Genomic DNA, 16708 nt, shown 5'->3' with positions numbered 1-16708 from the left:
CCTGGAGCGTTATCCACCCCATGTCCGGGAGGACCACTTCACATGGCCAAGATCATCGCGTTCGACGAGGAGGCCCGGCGCGGTCTCGAGCGCGGCATGAACCAGCTCGCTGACGCCGTCAAGGTCACCCTCGGCCCCAAGGGTCGCAACGTCGTCCTCGAGAAGAAGTGGGGCGCCCCCACGATCACCAACGACGGTGTCTCCATCGCCAAGGAGATCGAGCTCGAGGACCCGTACGAGAAGATCGGCGCCGAGCTGGTCAAGGAAGTCGCCAAGAAGACGGACGACGTCGCCGGCGACGGTACGACCACCGCCACCGTTCTCGCCCAGGCGCTCGTCCGCGAGGGCCTCCGCAACGTCGCCGCCGGTGCCAACCCCATGGCCCTCAAGCGCGGCATCGAGAAGGCCGTCGAGGCCGTCTCCGGCGCCCTCCTCGAGCAGGCGAAGGATGTCGAGACCAAGGAGCAGATCGCTTCGACGGCCTCCATCTCCGCCGCCGACACCCAGATCGGCGAGCTCATCGCCGAGGCGATGGACAAGGTCGGCAAGGAAGGCGTCATCACCGTCGAGGAGTCGCAGACCTTCGGGCTCGAGCTCGAGCTCACCGAGGGCATGCGCTTCGACAAGGGCTACATCTCGGCGTACTTCGCCACCGACATGGAGCGCATGGAGTCGTCCCTCGACGACCCGTACCTCCTCATCGTCAACTCCAAGATCTCCTCCGTGAAGGACCTGCTCCCGCTCCTGGAGAAGGTCATGCAGTCGGGCAAGCCCCTGCTGATCATCGCCGAGGACGTCGAGGGCGAGGCCCTGTCGACCCTGGTCGTCAACAAGATCCGCGGCACCTTCAAGTCCGTCGCGGTCAAGGCCCCGGGCTTCGGCGACCGTCGCAAGGCCATGCTGAACGACATCGCCATCCTCACCGGCGGCACGGTCATCTCCGAGGAGGTCGGCCTGAAGCTGGAGAACGCGGGCCTCGACCTGCTGGGCCGCGCCCGCAAGGTCGTCATCACCAAGGACGAGACCACCATCGTCGACGGTGCCGGTGACAGCGAGCAGGTCGCCGGTCGCGTGAACCAGATCCGCGCCGAGATCGAGAACAGCGACTCGGACTACGACCGCGAGAAGCTCCAGGAGCGCCTCGCGAAGCTGGCCGGCGGCGTGGCCGTCATCAAGGCCGGCGCCGCGACCGAGGTCGAGCTCAAGGAGCGCAAGCACCGCATCGAGGACGCCGTTCGCAACGCGAAGGCGGCCGTCGAGGAGGGCATCGTCGCCGGCGGTGGCGTGGCCCTGCTCCAGGCCTCCTCGGTCTTCGAGAAGCTCGAGGCGGACCTCACGGGTGACGAGGCCACGGGCGCGAACATCGTGAAGCTGGCCCTCGAGGCCCCGCTGAAGCAGATCGCGATCAACGCCGGCCTCGAGGGCGGCGTCGTGGCGGAGAAGGTCCGCAACCTGCCCGTCGGCCACGGCCTGAACGCCGCGACCAACGAGTACGTCGACCTCATCGCCGAGGGCATCATCGACCCGGCGAAGGTCACGCGCTCCGCGCTGCAGAACGCCGCGTCGATCGCCGCGCTGTTCCTCACCACCGAGGCCGTCATCGCCGACAAGCCGGAGAAGGCGTCCGCGCCGGCCGGCGGCGGCATGCCGGGCGGTGACATGGACTTCTGATCCTCCGGGATCGGTGGTTCATCGCTGAACGCGCGAGCTGACGCGAGGAAGCGAAGATCAGAACGAGGGCGGCACCCCCAGGGGGTGCCGCCCTCGGGCGTTGTCCAGGACCCCGGCTGTACGGGACTTCGGGGCCGTACGGGACCGGGGCGTCGTACGGGACCTCGGCGTCGTGCGGGGACTGCGGTGTTGCGCGGGGCTCGCCTTACCTCGGTGCCGGGGTGATCCTGGAATGGCCCCTCTCGTGAAGGGAGACCACGATGGTCACCCTGCTGACGACGCCGGCCGACCGCGAGCTGGTCATCACCCGGACCTTCGACGCCCCGCCGGGCCTGCTCTGGGAGGCGTGGACCCGTCCCGAGCACGTGCGCGCGTGGTACGGCGTGTCCGCGCTGACCACGTCGGTCGTCGACATCGACCTGAGGGTCGGCGGCGCGTGGCGCTGGGGCCAGAGCACACCGGAGGGCCAGGAGATCGTCTTCTCCGGCACGTACGAGGAGATCGTCCCGGCCGAACGGCTCGACTACACGGAGGTCTTCGAGCAGATGCCGGACGCGGATCCGGTCCGGGTGACCCTCACCTTCGACGCGACCCCGGACGGCGGCACGGCCCTGACCAGCACCTCCGTGTGGCCGTCGAACGAGATCAGGGACCAGGCGCTGGCGGCGGGGATGGAGGCGGGGGTGCGGGAGCAGTTCGACCGGCTGGCGGGGCATCTGCGGACGATGCGGCCTGTCCACGGCTGACGGGGGGGACCTCGGGCGACCCGGCCCCGTCGGGCGGGGGTTGGCCCCACCCCGGGTGGCGTGCCTGCCGGATGGGGTGGGGGCCGGGGGTTCGGGAGGCTGGGGGTATGACAACGAACCGTGGACGTCAGGCCCTGCTGCTCGCCCTTTCCGTCGCCGCCGTCGCCGGTGTCACCCTCGGCGGGGGAGGTGCCGCCCCGGCCGTCGCGGCCGGGCTGGAGTGGGGGGACTGCGACCCCGCCGTGAAGCCGCTGCCCGGGCAGCGGTGCGCCACCCTCTCCGTACCCCTCGACTACGCGGATCCCGGCGGTGAGCAGATCGGTCTCGTCGTCTCCCGGCTCACCGCCGGGCGGCCGGAGGCGCGGCGCGGGACGCTGATGGTGATCCCGGGCGGGCCCGGGAGTTCCGGGGTGCAGCGGCTCGCGCAGAAGGGGGCCGCGCTGGCGGAGGAGATGGACGGGGCGTACGACCTGGTGGCCTTCGATCCGCGCGGGACCGGCGGGTCCGCGAAGGCGCGGTGCGGGCTCGCCGAGGAGGACCGGTGGACGGTGACCCTGCGGTCCTGGCCGGGCGGCGGCGGCCGGATCGACGACAACGTGACCCGGGCGAAGCGGATCGCGGAGGCGTGCTCCCGCAACGGCGGTGCCATGCTGCGCGGGCTGACCACGGCCAACCAGGTGCGTGACCTGGAACGGCTGCGGCAGGCGCTCGGTGAGCGGAAGCTGTCGGCGTGGAGCGTCTCGTACGGGACGTACGTGGCGGCCGCGTACGCCGAGAGGTACCCCGGGCGCACCGACCGCTGGGTCCTCGACAGCAGCAGCGACCCGGATCCGCGGCGGGTCGCCCGGGGCTGGCTGGAAGGCATGGCGCGGGGCGCCGAGGACCGGCTGCCGGACTTCGCGGCCTGGGCGGCGCACCCTGACCGGGCGGCGGAAGGGCTGCGGCTCGCGGAGCGGCCCGGGGACGTACGGCGGGTCGTCCTCGACCTGGCCGCCCGGCTCGACCGGGAACCGCTCCCCACGACCACGCCGGGGGCGATGCTGACGGGGACCGTGCTGCTCCAGGCGTTCCAGCTCGCGCTCTACTCCGACGCGGCCTTCCCGTCCTTCGCGCGGCTCGTGACGGAGGCGCTCGACCCGGCGGGCGAGCCGGTGCTGCCGCGGGAGCTCTCGGGCGCGATGCCCGACGAAGCGGCGGCGATCACGATGGGCGTGGTCTGCAACGACGTGGACTGGCCCGCGTCCGTACCGGCGTACGAGCGGGCCGTAGCGGTGGACCGGGCGCGGAATCCGCTGACGGCGGGGATGCCGGCGAACATCACGCCCTGCTCCTTCTGGAAGGGCGGGTCCGGGGAGAAGCCCGTCCGCGTCACCGGCCGCGGGCCGTCGAACATCCTGATGATCCAGAACCTGCGGGACCCGGCGACGCCGTACTCCATGGGGCTGCGGATGCGGGCGGCGCTCGGCGAGCGGGCGCGGCTCGTCACCGTCGACCAGGGCGGGCACGGGGTCTATCTGGGCAACGGGAACGCGTGCGGCGACCGGGCGGTGACCCGCTTCCTGACGGAGGGGGCGCGGCCGGGCGAGGACGTCCTCTGTCGTTGACGGGTGCCCGGCCGGGCGAGGTGCCTGACCTCACCCCCGGAGACGAGGCGAACTCCGGCGCTTCGCGGCTCCGGGCCGAGGACGCGGCCTTGCCGGGTGGGAGTCACGGGGTGGGCCCGGTCGCGTGCAGCGCCGCGCGCAGGTGGCCCTGGGAGTCCCGCAGCCGGCGGGTGGCCGTGGGGGCGTCGATGTCGGCGAGGATCATGAGGATCGCGTTCTTCACCTCTCCGTCGGCGGCGGCGAGCGCGGTCTCGATCTGCTCGTCCGGGGCGCCGGTGGCGAGGGCGACGATCCGGCGGGAGCGGGCCTGGAGCTTGTCGTTGGAGGCGCGGACGTCGACCATCAGGTTTCCGTAGGTCTTGCCGAGCCGGATCATCGTGATCGTCGAGATCATGTTGAGGACGAGCTTCTGGGCCGTGCCCGCCTTGAGCCGGGTCGAGCCGGTGAGCAGCTCGGGGCCGGGGACGACCTCGATGCCGTGCTCGGCGGCGGCGGCGAGCGCGCTGTCCGCGTTGCAGGACAGGCCGATGGTGAGGGCGCCGAGGGCGCGGGCGTGCTCGACGGCGCCGATGGCGTACGGGGTGCGGCCGGAGGCGGAGATGCCGACGACGGTGTCGTCGGCGGTGACGCCGAGCGCGGTGAGGTCCTCCGCCGCGAGTTCCTTCGAGTCCTCGGCGCCTTCGACGGCCTTGACCATCGCGGACGGGCCGCCCGCGATGAGGCCGACGACCTGGGACGGGTCGGTGTTGAAGGTGGGCGGGCACTCGCTGGCGTCGAGGACGCCGAGGCGTCCGGCGGTGCCGGCGCCCAGGTAGAGGAGACGTCCGCCGCGGGCCATGCGCTCGGCGGTGGCGTCGATGGCGGCGGCGATGGCGGGGAGCTGCCTGGCGACGGCGGCGGGGACGGTCTTGTCCTCGTCGTTCATGAGCGCGGCGAGCTCGGCGGTGGGGAGCTTGTCGATCTCGGCGAGCTCGGGGCGGAAGGCCTCGGTGGTGAGGGTGGCGAGCTGGGCGCGGAGTTCGGAGTAGGTAGCAGACACGTGCGGCTCTTTCGGGGCTGTGGTCGTCGGCGCTGTCGGAGTCGTGCGGTGCTCCGTCAGCGGGTGCGGGGGGAGTGGCGGTGGGCGAGTGCTTCGTACGAGGCGGCGAGGGCAGGGGCGGCCGTCTCGTACGTCCGCTGGGTGACGCAGGTGAACAGGCAGTCCACGACCAGGAGTTGGCTGGTCCGGGACGACATGGCCGCGGGGCGCAGTTCGCTCTCGCGGGCGGTGGAGGTGGTGAGGATGTGGTCGGCGTACTGCGTGACGGGTCCGTCCGGCCGGCCGGTGATCGCGACCGTGGTGGCGCCGTGGTCGAAGGCGACCCGCAGCGGTTCTATGACGTCGCCGGTGGAACCGGAGTGGGTGATGGCGATGGCCACGTCGCCGGAGCGGAGCTGCACGGCGTTGGTGACGGCGAGGTGCGGATCGTTGTGGGCGTGCGCGATGAGGCCGATGCGGAGGAGTTTCTGGCCGAGGTCCTGGGCGACGAGACCGGAGGCGCCGATGCCGTAGATGTCGATGCGGCGCGCGGCGGCGAGGGCGGCGACGGCGGCGCCGAGCTGGACGGTGTCGAGTCCGGCGGCGGTGTCGGCGAGGGTCTGCTGCTCGTCGTGGGCCAGCTTGGCGACGACATCGGCGACGGGATCGTCGACGGTGATGTCGGCGGTGACGGCGGGCGCGCGGCCGGACTGCTGCTGGGCGGCGAGCCCGGCGAGGGCGAGGCGCAGGTCGCGGTAGCCGGGGTAGCCGAGGATGCGGGCGGTGCGGACGACGGTCGCCTCGCTGGTGCCGGTGAGCTCGGCGAGGCCGGTGACCGTGAGCGCGGCGCAGCCGGCCGGGTCTCCAGCGACGGCCTCGGCGACCCGCTGCATGGAGCGGGTCATGGACGGCGCGAGGGTCCGCACCTTGGCCGCGAGGGCCGCGGGGGCGGGCGGCGCGTCGTTCATGAAACTTTCCTTCACTACATTGTTCACATCTGAAAGATACTTTCGGGTGGGCGGGTCGACAAGACCCCGGTCTCGAAGACCCCCGCTTCGACGACCCTCACCTCTCCCGACGGCTTCGCACGGTCTCCGCGTGTCGGGTGACAATGACTGCATGGACGACATCGACCCCGTGGAGCAGGCGCTGCACGCCGCTCGCGCGCTGGTACTGGCCGACCTCGCGGCCCGGGAGGTCGCCGCCGCCGAGGTCGTGTCGATGGTGGAGGACTCGGTGACCCACCGCCGCTGGTGGGTCGAGCAGTGGCCCGAGGGCGTGGCGTACGTCGCGGGCCTCGTCGCCCAGGACGTCCAGGACGCCCTGCTCGAACGGCACGGTCGCTGGCCCCTCTGCCCGGTCTGCTCCACGGGCGACCCCCACGCCCTGGACGTCGAACCGGAACTGGGCCCGGACCCGCACTGGGTCTGCTCCGAACAGGGTGTGGTGGTCGCGCCGGTGGGGGGCCTGAGGTGAATGGGCGGCGAGGGGTGACGGGGTGGGCCGGCTTCAGCGGGCGGCGCGAGGTGAAGGTGGTCCGGGCATGACGCTCTACATCGACCCGCCGACCTGGCCGGGCCACGGCCGCATGTGGTCGCACCTGGTCAGCGACGTCTCCTTCGAGGAACTGCACACCTTCGCCGCCTCGATCGGCGCCCCGCCCCGCGCCTTCGAGCGCGATCACTACGACATCCCCTCCGACCGCTACGCGGACGCCGTGGCGGGCGGCGCGGTCGAGGTCGGCTCCAAGGAACTGCTGCGCCGCCTCACGAAGGCGGGCCTGCGGAGGCCGAAGGGGCGACCGGCTTCGTAGACCGGTGGCGGGTTCGGCCGGGTCGCCAGGACGAAGCCGGGTGCGGGTCAGCCGGGTCAGCCGGGTCGGCCGGGTCGGCCGGGTCGGCCGGGTCGGCCGGGTCGCCAGGATCGAGCCGGGTGCGGGTCAGCCGGGTCGGCATGGCGCAGTCCGGTCGCCGGGTCAGCCCAGCCGGGCGGTGATCGTGCGCGCGCACTCCAGGGACTCCGTGTGCGTGGTGTCGACCCGCAGGTCGTACTCCACGCCATCGTGCACCACCAGGGCCTGCCGCGCCGCCATGCCGGGCGTGCGGTCCCCCCGGGCGATCTCCCGGCCGGCCGCGACGGCCGGGTCGCAGTGGACGCCGACCCACAGGGCGGGCAGGTCGCCGAGGGCCTTCCGCCAGCGCTGCTGGGAGGCCGCGCCGCCGAGGAAGACGTCGTCGACGATGATCCCGGCGCCCGCGCGGGCCATCGTCACGATGCCCTCCGTCCAGGCCGCCTCCAGTCTCCGGAAGTCCTCCCCGACGGTGACCCCGCCGTCCGCGTCGACGACGATCCCGCCGTCGGACGTCTGCGCCTTCGCGGGCAGGGCGTCGACGAAGGAGTCACAGCCGAACGCCAGCCAGAGGTCCGGCAGCAGGGACTGGAGGCACCGGACGATGCCGGACTTCCCCGAGCTCGAGGCGCCGTTGAGGATGATCATCCGAGTCGTCACCACGCCACAGTAGGACGGGGACGGCCCCGTACGCACCGGAATTCAGCGGGACCGTGACACGGCCTTCTCGGTCCGGGGGGCGCCCGACGTGACCACCCGCGACGGCGACCTGTGGAGCTTGAGGGCCACCGCCGCCGTCCCGAGGCCCAGGGCCGTCATCGCCGCGCCCGCCCAGGCCGTGGAGGCGAAGCCGAGACCGGCGTCGATGACGGTACCGCCCAGCCAGGGGCCGCCCGTGTTGCCGAGGTTGAAGGCGGCGGTGGTGGTGGCGCCGGCGAGGGTGGGGGCGGTGCCGGCGACGTTGAACATGCGGGCGTTGAGGGCCGGGGCCGTGAAGAAGGCGGAGACGCCGAGCAGGAAGGCGAGGACGATCGTCGCGGTCGGGCTCGTCGCGAAGAGGGCCAGGGCCACGAGGAAGACGGTGGAGGCGGCGATGCCGGTGAGCATCACGCCGAAGAGGTGGGCGTCGGCGACGCGGCCGCCGATCACCGTACCGACGACGGCGCCGATGCCGAAGAGCCCGAGGACGCCCGAGACCCAGCCCTTGTCGAGGCCGGAGACGTCGGTGAGGAGCGGGGCCAGGTAGGAGAAGGCGCAGAAGACGCCGCCCGCCGCGAGCGCGGTGACCACGATCGAGAGGAGGACCTGACGGTCGCGGTAGATGCCGAGTTCCCGCTTGAGCCGGGGCTTCGTCTCGGGGAGGGGGAGGTGCGGGATACGGGTCGCCACGCCGATCAGCGCGACGGCCGAGGCCGCGCCGACCGCCCAGAACGCGGAGCGCCAGCCGAGGTGCTCGCCGAGGAACGCGCCCGCCGGGACGCCCAGGACGTTCGCGATGGACAGGCCGCCGATCATGACCGCCATGGCGCGGGCGCGTGAGCCCACCGGGACCATCGCGATGGCGACCGCGGCGCCGACCGCCCAGAAGCCCGCGCAGGCGAGGGCACTGATGACGCGGGAGGCGAAGAGGATCGCGTAGGTGGGGGCCAGCGCGCCCGCTATCTGGCCCAGGCCGAAGACGGTGATCAGGGCGATCAGGGTGGTCTTGCGGGGGAGCCTCAGGGTCGCCACCGCGAGGAGCGGCGCGCCGACGACCATGCCGATCGCGAAGGCCGAGATGAGGAGGCCGGCGCGGGGGATGGAGACGTTCATGTCCTCCGCGATGGCCGGCAGCAGCCCGGACAGCATGAACTCGCTCGTGCCGAGCGCGAAGACGGAGAGGCCGAGGATGTAGACGGCCAGGGGCATGCGGGCGCCGGGGGCGGGGGACGCGGTCGCCGCGGCGGGTGCGGCGGGTGCGGCGGGTGCGGCGGGTGCGGCGGGTGCGGCGGGTGCGGCGGGCTCGGCGGGGGAAGACGGCATGACATGGGTCAACGGTGGATTTGTTGCTGTCATTCCGGGGTTCCGGTTTTTCTCGTGATGCGAGAGGGAGCCCGCTCCGCCCGGCCCTTTACGCGCGGTAACAAGATGATCAACTCGTGGTCGTTTTATTCCGGACCAGGCTGATATGCGCTCTTGGCGAGGTTTATTTGATCTTCATTTGTGGGTTCGTACGTGACATTGTCACGACGTAAGCGGCAGCGCCGGTTCGTGGGGGGCGAGCGTGCCGGCATCCGTCGTGCCCGGAGATCGCATCCGGCCGGCGAGCCGCTACCTGTCATGCCCATGTTTATTCGTGCTGCCGGACGATAGCGAGATTCCAAGGCAGAACATGTCATTGCCCAGAGACGTCGGCAGACGCCGGCGTCGCCTCCGGTCGGCCCTGAACAGGGTGACCGCGACCACCGCCTTCATGACGGCCTCCGCCGTCCTGGTCGGCATGATCCACAGCTCACCCGTCGCCGCCGCGACCGAGCCCGAACAGGACGACCTCACCCAGTACCGCAACAGCATCGGCGCCGACCGGCGCCTCGACCGCTGCAGGGGCGCGCAGGCGCTGCGCATCGGCGGCCCCCTGATGAAGGCCAAGGCCATCGAGGGCCTGGCCGGAACCGAGGGCGAGCTCGACACGGTCCTCGGCGAGGACCTCGACTGGTGGCTCGACAGCCCCCTGGACGTCGCCGCCGACGCCGACGAGGACGCCGGGGGCGTCTACGCCAACGCCGTCCGGGACCGGGACGAGGCGCTGTCGCTCGCCAACCAGGTCTACGCCAGGAACCACGTCGGGGACCAGCCGCTGGACTGGCTGGCGCCGAAGTTCGGCGACGCCGTCTGGAACTTCACCATCGGCACCCAGCGTGAACTCGCCAAGCACCTCGACGACGACACCCTCAGCAAGGCCAGCCCCGAGGCCCTCGCCCGCGCCCGCGTCATCGCCGAGGAGAACCGCGGCAAGGACGAGTGGCACGACTGGGCGTCCAGGAGCATGCTCAGCGACAGCCAGGTCGGCTGGAGCTCCAGGACCTCCACCGACATCGCGGCCTACCTGAAGCGTGGCGGCTTCCCGACCGTGTCGCCCGTCAAGGACTCGCCCGAGTACCGCGTCGAGGTCGAGGACCTCAAGCAGGCCTGGGCGGCCTGTGACTACGCGAACCCGTACGACCCGTCGCGCAGGCTCAACGAGCTCGTCATGGCCGCGATGATCGAATGGGAGCTGGAGTACACCGGTCAGGCGGAACAGCGCGCCGCGATCATGCGCGCGGAGGCCGAGGCCTCCGCGGCCACCCGCGAGGCCACCGACGACCTCGTCGAGGCCCTGGGTAAGGCGTGGCTCGCCGAGCAGCTCCTGCGCTGGCGCAAGGGCTGGCAGGACACGCTGGCCAGGACGCCCGACTACCCGGGCCGGCCCACCCAGGCCGACTACGACCGGGCCACGACGGACCTCGCCCGTCACCGCGCCGACATCGCCGCCCTCGCCACCTCGGCGAAGGGACAGGCGGCCAAGGCCACCGCCGCCGCCCAGCGGGCGACGACGGCGCAGCAGCAGGCGTGGGCCGCCGCCGACACGACGCACGTGCCGCGTGGCCGGGGTCTGATGTACGCCCAGCAGTCGGTGCAGGTCGCCCGTGCCTCGGCGGCCGCCGCAACGGCCGCCGCGAAGGCGACGGAGACCGCGCTCGCCGCCGCCAACGCCACCGCCGCCACCAGCGACGCGCTCCTCGCCAAGGCGAAGACCGAGTCGGCTGCGCTCACCACGGAGTTCCGCCGGGTCGCCGCCGAGGAGGCCGCCGCCCAGGCGAAGGCCGCCGCCGACAGCGCCGTGGCCAACGCCACGGCCGCCGCGGAGAGCGCGAACACCGCGAAGGCCGCCCGTACGACGGCCGAGGAGAAGCGCGACAAGGCGAGGACCGCCGCCGCCACGGCCGCTTCCGAGCGTGCCAAGGCGGAGGCGGAGAAGGCCACCGCCGTCGCCTCCCGCACCAAGGCCGCCACCGAGCGGGCCAAGGCCGAGGCGGCCGAGGAGAAGGCCGCCACGCAGCAGACCACCGCCACGAGCGCGGGAACGGCTGCCGACACGGCGACCGCCGACGCCACGGCGAAGCGGAAGCTCGCCGACGAGAAGGCGAAGGCCGCGCAGACCGCGCGCGAGAAGGCGACAGCCGCACTCAGGGCGAAGCAGGCCACCGCGGCCCGCGCCGCCGCGCTCGAAGCCGCCGCGACCGCCGCCGCGGGCAGCGCCGCCGCCGCCGAGACGCGGGCAGCGGCCACCGCCGCCCGTACGGCGGCGAACGAGGCCGTCCAGGCCGCGGCCGCCGCGCAGACCGCCGCCGACCAGGCGACCACCGCCGCGGTCGGCGCCCGCACCGCCGCCACCAGGGCGGAGGGCGCCGCCGAGCGCGCCAAGACCAGTGCCGCCACGGCCTGGTCCGCCTACTACGCCTCGCTGGGCGAGGCTTCCTCGGCACACGCCGCCGCGGCCACCGCCCTCGACGCGTCGCAGGACGCCGCGATCCGCGCCGACCACGCGGCGACGGCCTCGGAGAACGCGACCGAGCTGGCCAAGAAGGCCCGGCACGAGTCGGACGCGGCCGGGACGAGCGCCGCCGAGGCGGTGAAGTCGGCCGCGACCGTCGTCGGCCGTGCCCATGCCGCAGCCCAGGCCGCGCTCGCCGCCCGGGACGCGTCCAAGGCGGCGATCACCTCCGCCGCCGAGGCCGTCGCCCTCGGCAGCCCGTACCAGGAGAAGGACAGCGCGGCCGCGTTCGCCGTACTGGTCGGGCAGTCGTCGAAGACGGCCGCCGAGCAGCAGGCCGCCGCCGCCGAGGCCAAGGCCACCGCTGCGGCCGCCGCCGCGGAGTCCGCGCAGCAGACCGCCGCGCAGGCCACCGGTGACGCGAAGCTCGCCGCCGAGGCCGCCGCCCGCGCCGCGAGCGATTCGGTGCGTGCCGTCGAGGCGACGACCCGGGCCCAGGCGTCCGCCACCCAGGCCTCCGACGCCCGGCAGGGCGCGAAGGCCGCCTCCGACGCCGCCGCCGGCCACGCCGAGCAGTCCGGGAAGGACGCCCTGAGCGCCCGGACCACCGCCGGCGCGGTGAGCGGTATCGCCGCCGAGGCCGACCGGGAGGCGACCGCCGCCGAGCGGCACGCGGCCGAGGCGAACGAGAAGGCCGGCCGGTCCGCCGAAGCGGCCCTCGAAGCCGCCAGGAAGGCGGCCGACTCCGAGAAGGACGCCAAGGACGCCGAGGACAAGGCGTCCGACGCGGCGGGCGACAGCTCCGCCGCCGAAGAGGCCGCCAAGGAGGCCGAGAGGCAGCAGCGCGAGAAGAACGAGGCCGCGCACCAGGAGGCCCTTGAGAAGGGCACCACGCCCATCAAGGGCGGCGCGAGCAACTGGCCCGCGCTCGGGGACCGCGAGGAGCGGATCCTCCTCGACGCCTGCGGCCAGACCTGCGTCGACGACTACCGGAAGGGCCTCGCGGCCGTCTCCGTGAACGTCGTCGAGTGGGCCGCCGCCAACGGCGGACAGATCCTCTTCGAACAGCTCGACGCCGCGAAGGTCAAGGACTGCCTGGCCGCGCGGGACGTCGACGACTGCCTCTGGGCACTGGTCGACATCCCCTCGTCGTCCGTGATCGTGGGTCGTGTCCCCGCGCTCGCGGTGGCGATCGAGAAGGTCTCCGACGGCATGCGGACGATCTTCAACGCCGCCGACGACGCCCTGCGCCGGCTCAACGAGCTGACGTCCGTCATCAGTGGCGTCCGCTCCACCCCGCGTCTGGAGCGCTGCATCACCGGCGTCGCCCTGCACGCGGGCGGCGCCAGGACGAAGGCGGTCGCCATCGACGGCCTGACCGGGAACAACGCGCAGCTGCACGCGGTCGTCGGCGACCTCTCCTGGCTCCAGCTGATGCCCCTCGGGCAGGCCACTTCCCAGGACAAGAAGGCCGCGTACGAGTACGTGGACGCCATCGCGGCCCGTAAGGCGATCCTGGAGGACGCCAACCGGCCGTACGCGATGAGCTCGTTCGACGACGGGATCACGCTGCACGCACCGCAGTTCGGTGCGGAGATCATGGCGTTCACCCACGCCTCGCAGCCGAAGTTGTCGACGCGTCTCGGCTGGGACGGGCACACCAACCCGAGTGCCGAGTCGCTGGCCAAGGCCCGGGAGATCACCGACCAGAACCGGGGCGAGGACGACTGGCACGACTTCGCGGCGGACTCCATGCTGCGGTCGGCCAGTACGACGAACAACCAGTTCTTCGGCGGTACGACCTCCGCGGACATCGCCACCTATCTGCGGCACGGCGGCTTCCCCGCCAGGAAGGTCACCGAGGGCACCCCCGAGTTCCGTGTCGAGGTCGAGGACCTCAAGCAGGCCTGGGCCACGTGCAACCACGGTGACCCGGTCGACCCGCGCAACGCCCTCAGTGACGTCGTCTCCCAGGCCTCGGCCGAGTGGGAGACGGAGTACGCCGGGCAGAACACGCAGCGCGCGATCATCATGCGGGCGGAGGCCGACGCCGCCGCGGCGACGAAGGCCGCCACCGACAACATGATCGAGGCCATCGGCCAGGCGTGGCTCGCCGACCAGATCCTTCGCTGGCAGAAGTACTGGCACGACAAGCTCGCGGCCGACCCGGACCACATCCTCAAGCCGAAGCAGGCCCTCTTCGACCAGGCGAAGTCCGACCTGGAGAAGGCCCGCGGCAAGGTCCGGACGCTCGTCACCACGGCCCAGGAGCAGGCCGGTCTGGCCACCGCCGCCGCCCAGCGCGCGGTGACCGCGCAGCAGCAGGCGTGGACGATCGCGGACGCGGCCGAGGTGCCGCGCGGTCGCGGCCTGATGTACGCCCAGCAGTCGGTCCAGGTCGCCCGTGCCTCGGGCGCGGCTGCCACGGCCGCCGCGAAGGCGACGGAGACGGCCCTGAACGCGGCCAACGCCACGGTGTCGACGTCGCAGACGCTGTTCGCCCTGGCGCAGACCCAGGCACACGCGGTGAACACCGAGTTCCGCCGCATCGCCGCCCAGGAGGCCGCCGCCCAGGCGAAGGCCGCGGCGGACAGCGCCGACGCGTACGCGGCTTCGGCCGCGGCGAACGCCGAGAAGGCCAGGAAGGCCAAGGAAACCGCACTGGCGGAAGAGGAGGAAGCCCGCAAGGCCGCGGCGATCTCGCAGTCGCAGCGCGCCATCGCCGAGTTGGAGCGCGCCAACGCGGCGGCCTACCGGGCCACCGCCGAGCGCGAGCGGGACAAGGCCAAGGGCCACGAGGCCGACGCCCTGGCCCAAGGCCGGATCGCGAGTGAGGCCCGCACCTCGGCCGAGGCGGCGGGAACCACGGCCTCGGCCAAGCGGGGTGTCGCCGAGCAGTCGGAGCGCGACGCGGTCGCCGCCCGCGACAGGGCCCTTGAGGCCGAGCTGCGGCGGGACTCGCTGAACGCGAAGGCAGCGGCCTTCGAGGCCAAGGCCGACGCCGACGAGGGTACGGACGCGGCCACCGCCTCCCGTACCGCCGCCACCGACGCCCGGTCGGCCGCCAACACGGCGACCACGGCGGCCACCGCCGCCCGCGCGTCGGCGGACGCGGCCACCGCCGCCGCCGTCAACGCCCGTGAGGCGGCCACCAAGGCGCAGGGCGCCGCGTCCCGCGCGAAGGCGGCGGCGGACAGCGCCATGGCGGCCTACTGGGTCGCGGCCGCTTCCGCGGCGGCGGCCCACGCGGCCGCGGCCGAGGCCATCGACGCCTCGCAGGCGGCGGCGGCCGACGCCAAGGGCGCCAAGGAGCAGTCGGAGAAGGCCTCCGCGGCGGCGAAGACCGCCAAGACGGAGGCGGCTGCCGCCCGTTCCGAGGCCGCGCAGACCGCGTCCTGGGCGGCGACCACCGCGGGTAAGGCGCTCGCGGCCGTACAGTCCTCGCTCGCGGCCCGTGACTCCGCGGCCGCTGTGCTCAAGCCGGCGAACGAGGCGATCTCGCTCGGCGGTCCGTTCCAGGAGGCCGACAGCTCCGCCGCGTTCGCGGTGCTCACCGGCCAGCAGTCGCTGACGATCGCTCAGCAGCAGGCCGCTGCGGCCGCCGCCAAGGCCCAGCAGGCCGAAGGGTTCGCCGCCGAGGCGAAAGCCCTGGCCGAACAGGCCGCCGCGGACATGAAGCTCGCGGCGCAGGCCTCCGCGGCGGCGGCGACCGACGCGTCGCGCGCGGCCAAGGCCTACCAGCGCGCCCAGGAGTCGGCCGCCCAGGCCGCGAAGGACGCCAAGGAGGCCCAGGCGTCAGCGGGCCGTGCCGACGGCTACGCCAAGTCGGCCGGCGAGGACGCCCTGAAGGCGTCTTCGGCGGCGATGGACGCGGCGGCCGACGCCGGTGCGGCGGACGCGGCGGCGACCGAGGCGGAGAAGAACGCCGCATCCGCCCGTGCCGCGGCCGCAAAGGCCGAGGAGGACGCGGCGAGCGCCCGTGCCACCGCCACCAAGGCGGAGGAGGACGCGACGGCGGCGGAGAAGGCCGCCGAAGGCGCGCGGGACGCGGCGACCGAGGCCCAGGAGGCCGCGGACCGCACGGAGAAGAGCGGCAACAGCGAGCAGATCTCGCAGGGTGTCACCACCGGGGTCGGCGACGTGTGGGCGGTTCTCGACCACATCGAGTACATCGGCGACCCGAAGAACGTCGTCAAGGACAACTGCAACCCCTTCATTCACGTCGGAACCTGCACGATCACGGCGGACGTCACGTACAGGTCGTACGCGGACGTCTACATGTGCGCGGCGCCGTGGGAGTCGTACGCGACCACCACGGGCAGTTGCCCCCAGAAGGACACGATCTTCCTCAAGACCGACGTGTCGGAGCCCGTGACCAAGCGGCTCAGCCACACGCTGACGATGCTGGAGTTCAACTCGGGCATCGACCCGATCGACGTCCTTCTCGGGGACTTCATCGGCTGCGCGAAGCTGATCACGCCGGGTCTCTCCGGTGGCAGCTGGGGCGACTGCGCCTGGGCGGCCAGCTGGTTCGTCGCGGGTCCGATCTTCAGGTCGGCCAAGGCCGCGGTGGCCGCGCTGGACGCCTCCCTCAGGATGGGCGTCGGGTTCATGGACGCCTATCGGGCGCTGCGCACCATCGGTCTGACCGAGGTGGCCATCCAGGGCATCCTGAGCCGCGTCTTCCGGGCCGCCGGCGAGGCGTGCAAGGCGGCGGACGCCGCGACCTTCGGGGCCGCCGGCTTCAAGGCTGCTGCCTCCTTCTCGGCCTCGTCGGGCAACGACGAGCTGATCGAGAAGTGCCGGGAGATCCTCAAGGACATCGTCAAGGACGGCGATCACATCATCCTCGGGATCAACCCCCACTCGGATGATCTGAGGGGCGTCGTCGGGGGACGCACCTTCAACAACCAGGAATACGGCACCCTTCTGCCGGACGACATGGGGATGGGAGTACGCCCGATCTGGACGGTGGGAGTGGAGTACGCGGTGTCCAACCGCACGGTGCGGATCTCGGTGTCCCTGGACGGTGTCCCAGGGGCCACGAACGCGGACGAGGCGCTGAATCTGCTCCTCCAGAGAGGGGAGGGGATCAAGCGCGGCGACTGGGAGGCCGTCCGGCAGGCCGGCAACGGAACGGCATGGGAGATGACCAAGCTCAAGTCGTCCGTCCGGGTGGACGACCGCGGCTGGAAGTCCATCGACTGGTGGATGACCAACAAGGACGGCAAGGTCGTACAGGTCTATCCGGAGCGGTGGAAGTACGCCAACGGGCAGCCGGTCGCCGACTGATGAGGAGAGGGCGGG

The 16708-nt window shown here is 72.8% G+C and carries 10 protein-coding genes; 6 read left to right on the top strand and 4 right to left on the bottom strand.

Annotation, left to right across the window (positions count from 1 at the left end; all coding sequences use genetic code 11):
* Positions 1-42: 42 nt before the first annotated feature.
* The 3 genes from groL to ACFWV2_RS05780 all read left to right on the top strand — a co-directional run bounded on the left by groL (position 43) and on the right by ACFWV2_RS05780 (position 4021).
* Complete coding sequence (gene groL, locus ACFWV2_RS05790; protein WP_360794318.1) at positions 43-1671, top strand: chaperonin GroEL; 1629 nt, start codon at positions 43-45, stop codon at positions 1669-1671.
* 260 nt (positions 1672-1931) lie between these two features.
* Positions 1932-2417, top strand: a complete 486-nt coding sequence (locus ACFWV2_RS05785; protein WP_360794320.1) for an SRPBCC domain-containing protein — start codon at positions 1932-1934, stop codon at positions 2415-2417.
* A gap of 107 nt (positions 2418-2524) precedes the next feature.
* A complete protein-coding gene (locus tag ACFWV2_RS05780) occupies positions 2525-4021 on the top strand; it encodes an alpha/beta hydrolase (RefSeq protein WP_384402144.1) in 1497 nt (498 codons plus the stop codon).
* Between the two features lie 103 nt (positions 4022-4124).
* On the opposite strand, the gene murQ is transcribed toward ACFWV2_RS05780, so the two are convergent.
* Both murQ and ACFWV2_RS05770 read right to left on the bottom strand, forming a co-directional pair.
* Positions 4125-5060 carry an N-acetylmuramic acid 6-phosphate etherase gene (gene murQ, locus ACFWV2_RS05775; protein ID WP_384402141.1) on the bottom strand — a complete coding sequence of 312 codons (936 nt, stop codon included), beginning with the start codon at positions 5058-5060 and terminating at the stop codon, positions 4125-4127.
* A gap of 56 nt (positions 5061-5116) precedes the next feature.
* Positions 5117-6034 (bottom strand): MurR/RpiR family transcriptional regulator, encoded by a 918-nt coding sequence (locus ACFWV2_RS05770; protein ID WP_384402138.1) that lies wholly within the window; start codon positions 6032-6034, stop codon positions 5117-5119.
* Positions 6035-6158: 124 nt separating this feature from the next.
* On the opposite strand from ACFWV2_RS05770, the gene ACFWV2_RS05765 reads away from it, so the two are divergent.
* Together ACFWV2_RS05765 and ACFWV2_RS05760 are read left to right on the top strand one after the other, a co-directional pair.
* Positions 6159-6515, top strand: coding sequence for a hypothetical protein (locus ACFWV2_RS05765; RefSeq protein ID WP_384402135.1), 357 nt, complete (start codon positions 6159-6161; stop codon positions 6513-6515).
* A 67-nt stretch (positions 6516-6582) separates the two neighbouring features.
* A complete protein-coding gene (locus ACFWV2_RS05760) occupies positions 6583-6852 on the top strand; it encodes a DUF4031 domain-containing protein (protein WP_384402132.1) in 270 nt (89 codons plus the stop codon).
* Positions 6853-7014: 162 nt separating this feature from the next.
* Here ACFWV2_RS05760 and cpt read toward each other — a convergent pair whose 3' ends face one another.
* Complete coding sequence (gene cpt / locus ACFWV2_RS05755; protein ID WP_384402505.1) at positions 7015-7536, bottom strand: chloramphenicol phosphotransferase CPT; 522 nt, start codon at positions 7534-7536, stop codon at positions 7015-7017.
* Positions 7537-7590: 54 nt separating this feature from the next.
* On the bottom strand, positions 7591-8796 hold the full coding sequence (locus tag ACFWV2_RS05750; protein ID WP_384402502.1) for a Cmx/CmrA family chloramphenicol efflux MFS transporter: 1206 nt from the start codon (positions 8794-8796) through the stop codon (positions 7591-7593).
* A gap of 523 nt (positions 8797-9319) precedes the next feature.
* Between ACFWV2_RS05750 and ACFWV2_RS05745 the strand changes: the two genes are divergently transcribed.
* Positions 9320-16693 carry a polymorphic toxin type 27 domain-containing protein gene (locus ACFWV2_RS05745; RefSeq protein ID WP_384402129.1) on the top strand — a complete coding sequence of 2458 codons (7374 nt, stop codon included), beginning with the start codon at positions 9320-9322 and terminating at the stop codon, positions 16691-16693.
* The last annotated feature ends 15 nt before the right edge of the window (positions 16694-16708 follow it).

Source organism: Streptomyces sp. NPDC058671, assembly GCF_042716475.1.
Lineage (GTDB): Bacteria > Actinomycetota > Actinomycetes > Streptomycetales > Streptomycetaceae > Streptomyces.
This window is presented reverse-complemented; position numbering and strand designations above follow the sequence as displayed.

Bases quoted from the DNA above. Each gene is read 5' to 3' on its own strand.
- ACFWV2_RS05750 (WP_384402502.1), bottom strand. From the start codon at position 8,796: ATGCCCCTGGCCGTCTACATCCTCGGCCTCTCCGTCTTCGCGCTCGGC.
- groL (WP_360794318.1), top strand. From the start codon at position 43: ATGGCCAAGATCATCGCGTTCGACGAGGAGGCCCGGCGCGGTCTCGAG.
- ACFWV2_RS05780 (WP_384402144.1), top strand. From the start codon at position 2,525: ATGACAACGAACCGTGGACGTCAGGCCCTGCTGCTCGCCCTTTCCGTC.
- ACFWV2_RS05760 (WP_384402132.1), top strand. From the start codon at position 6,583: ATGACGCTCTACATCGACCCGCCGACCTGGCCGGGCCACGGCCGCATG.
- cpt (WP_384402505.1), bottom strand. From the start codon at position 7,536: ATGATCATCCTCAACGGCGCCTCGAGCTCGGGGAAGTCCGGCATCGTC.
- ACFWV2_RS05765 (WP_384402135.1), top strand. From the start codon at position 6,159: ATGGACGACATCGACCCCGTGGAGCAGGCGCTGCACGCCGCTCGCGCG.
- ACFWV2_RS05785 (WP_360794320.1), top strand. From the start codon at position 1,932: ATGGTCACCCTGCTGACGACGCCGGCCGACCGCGAGCTGGTCATCACC.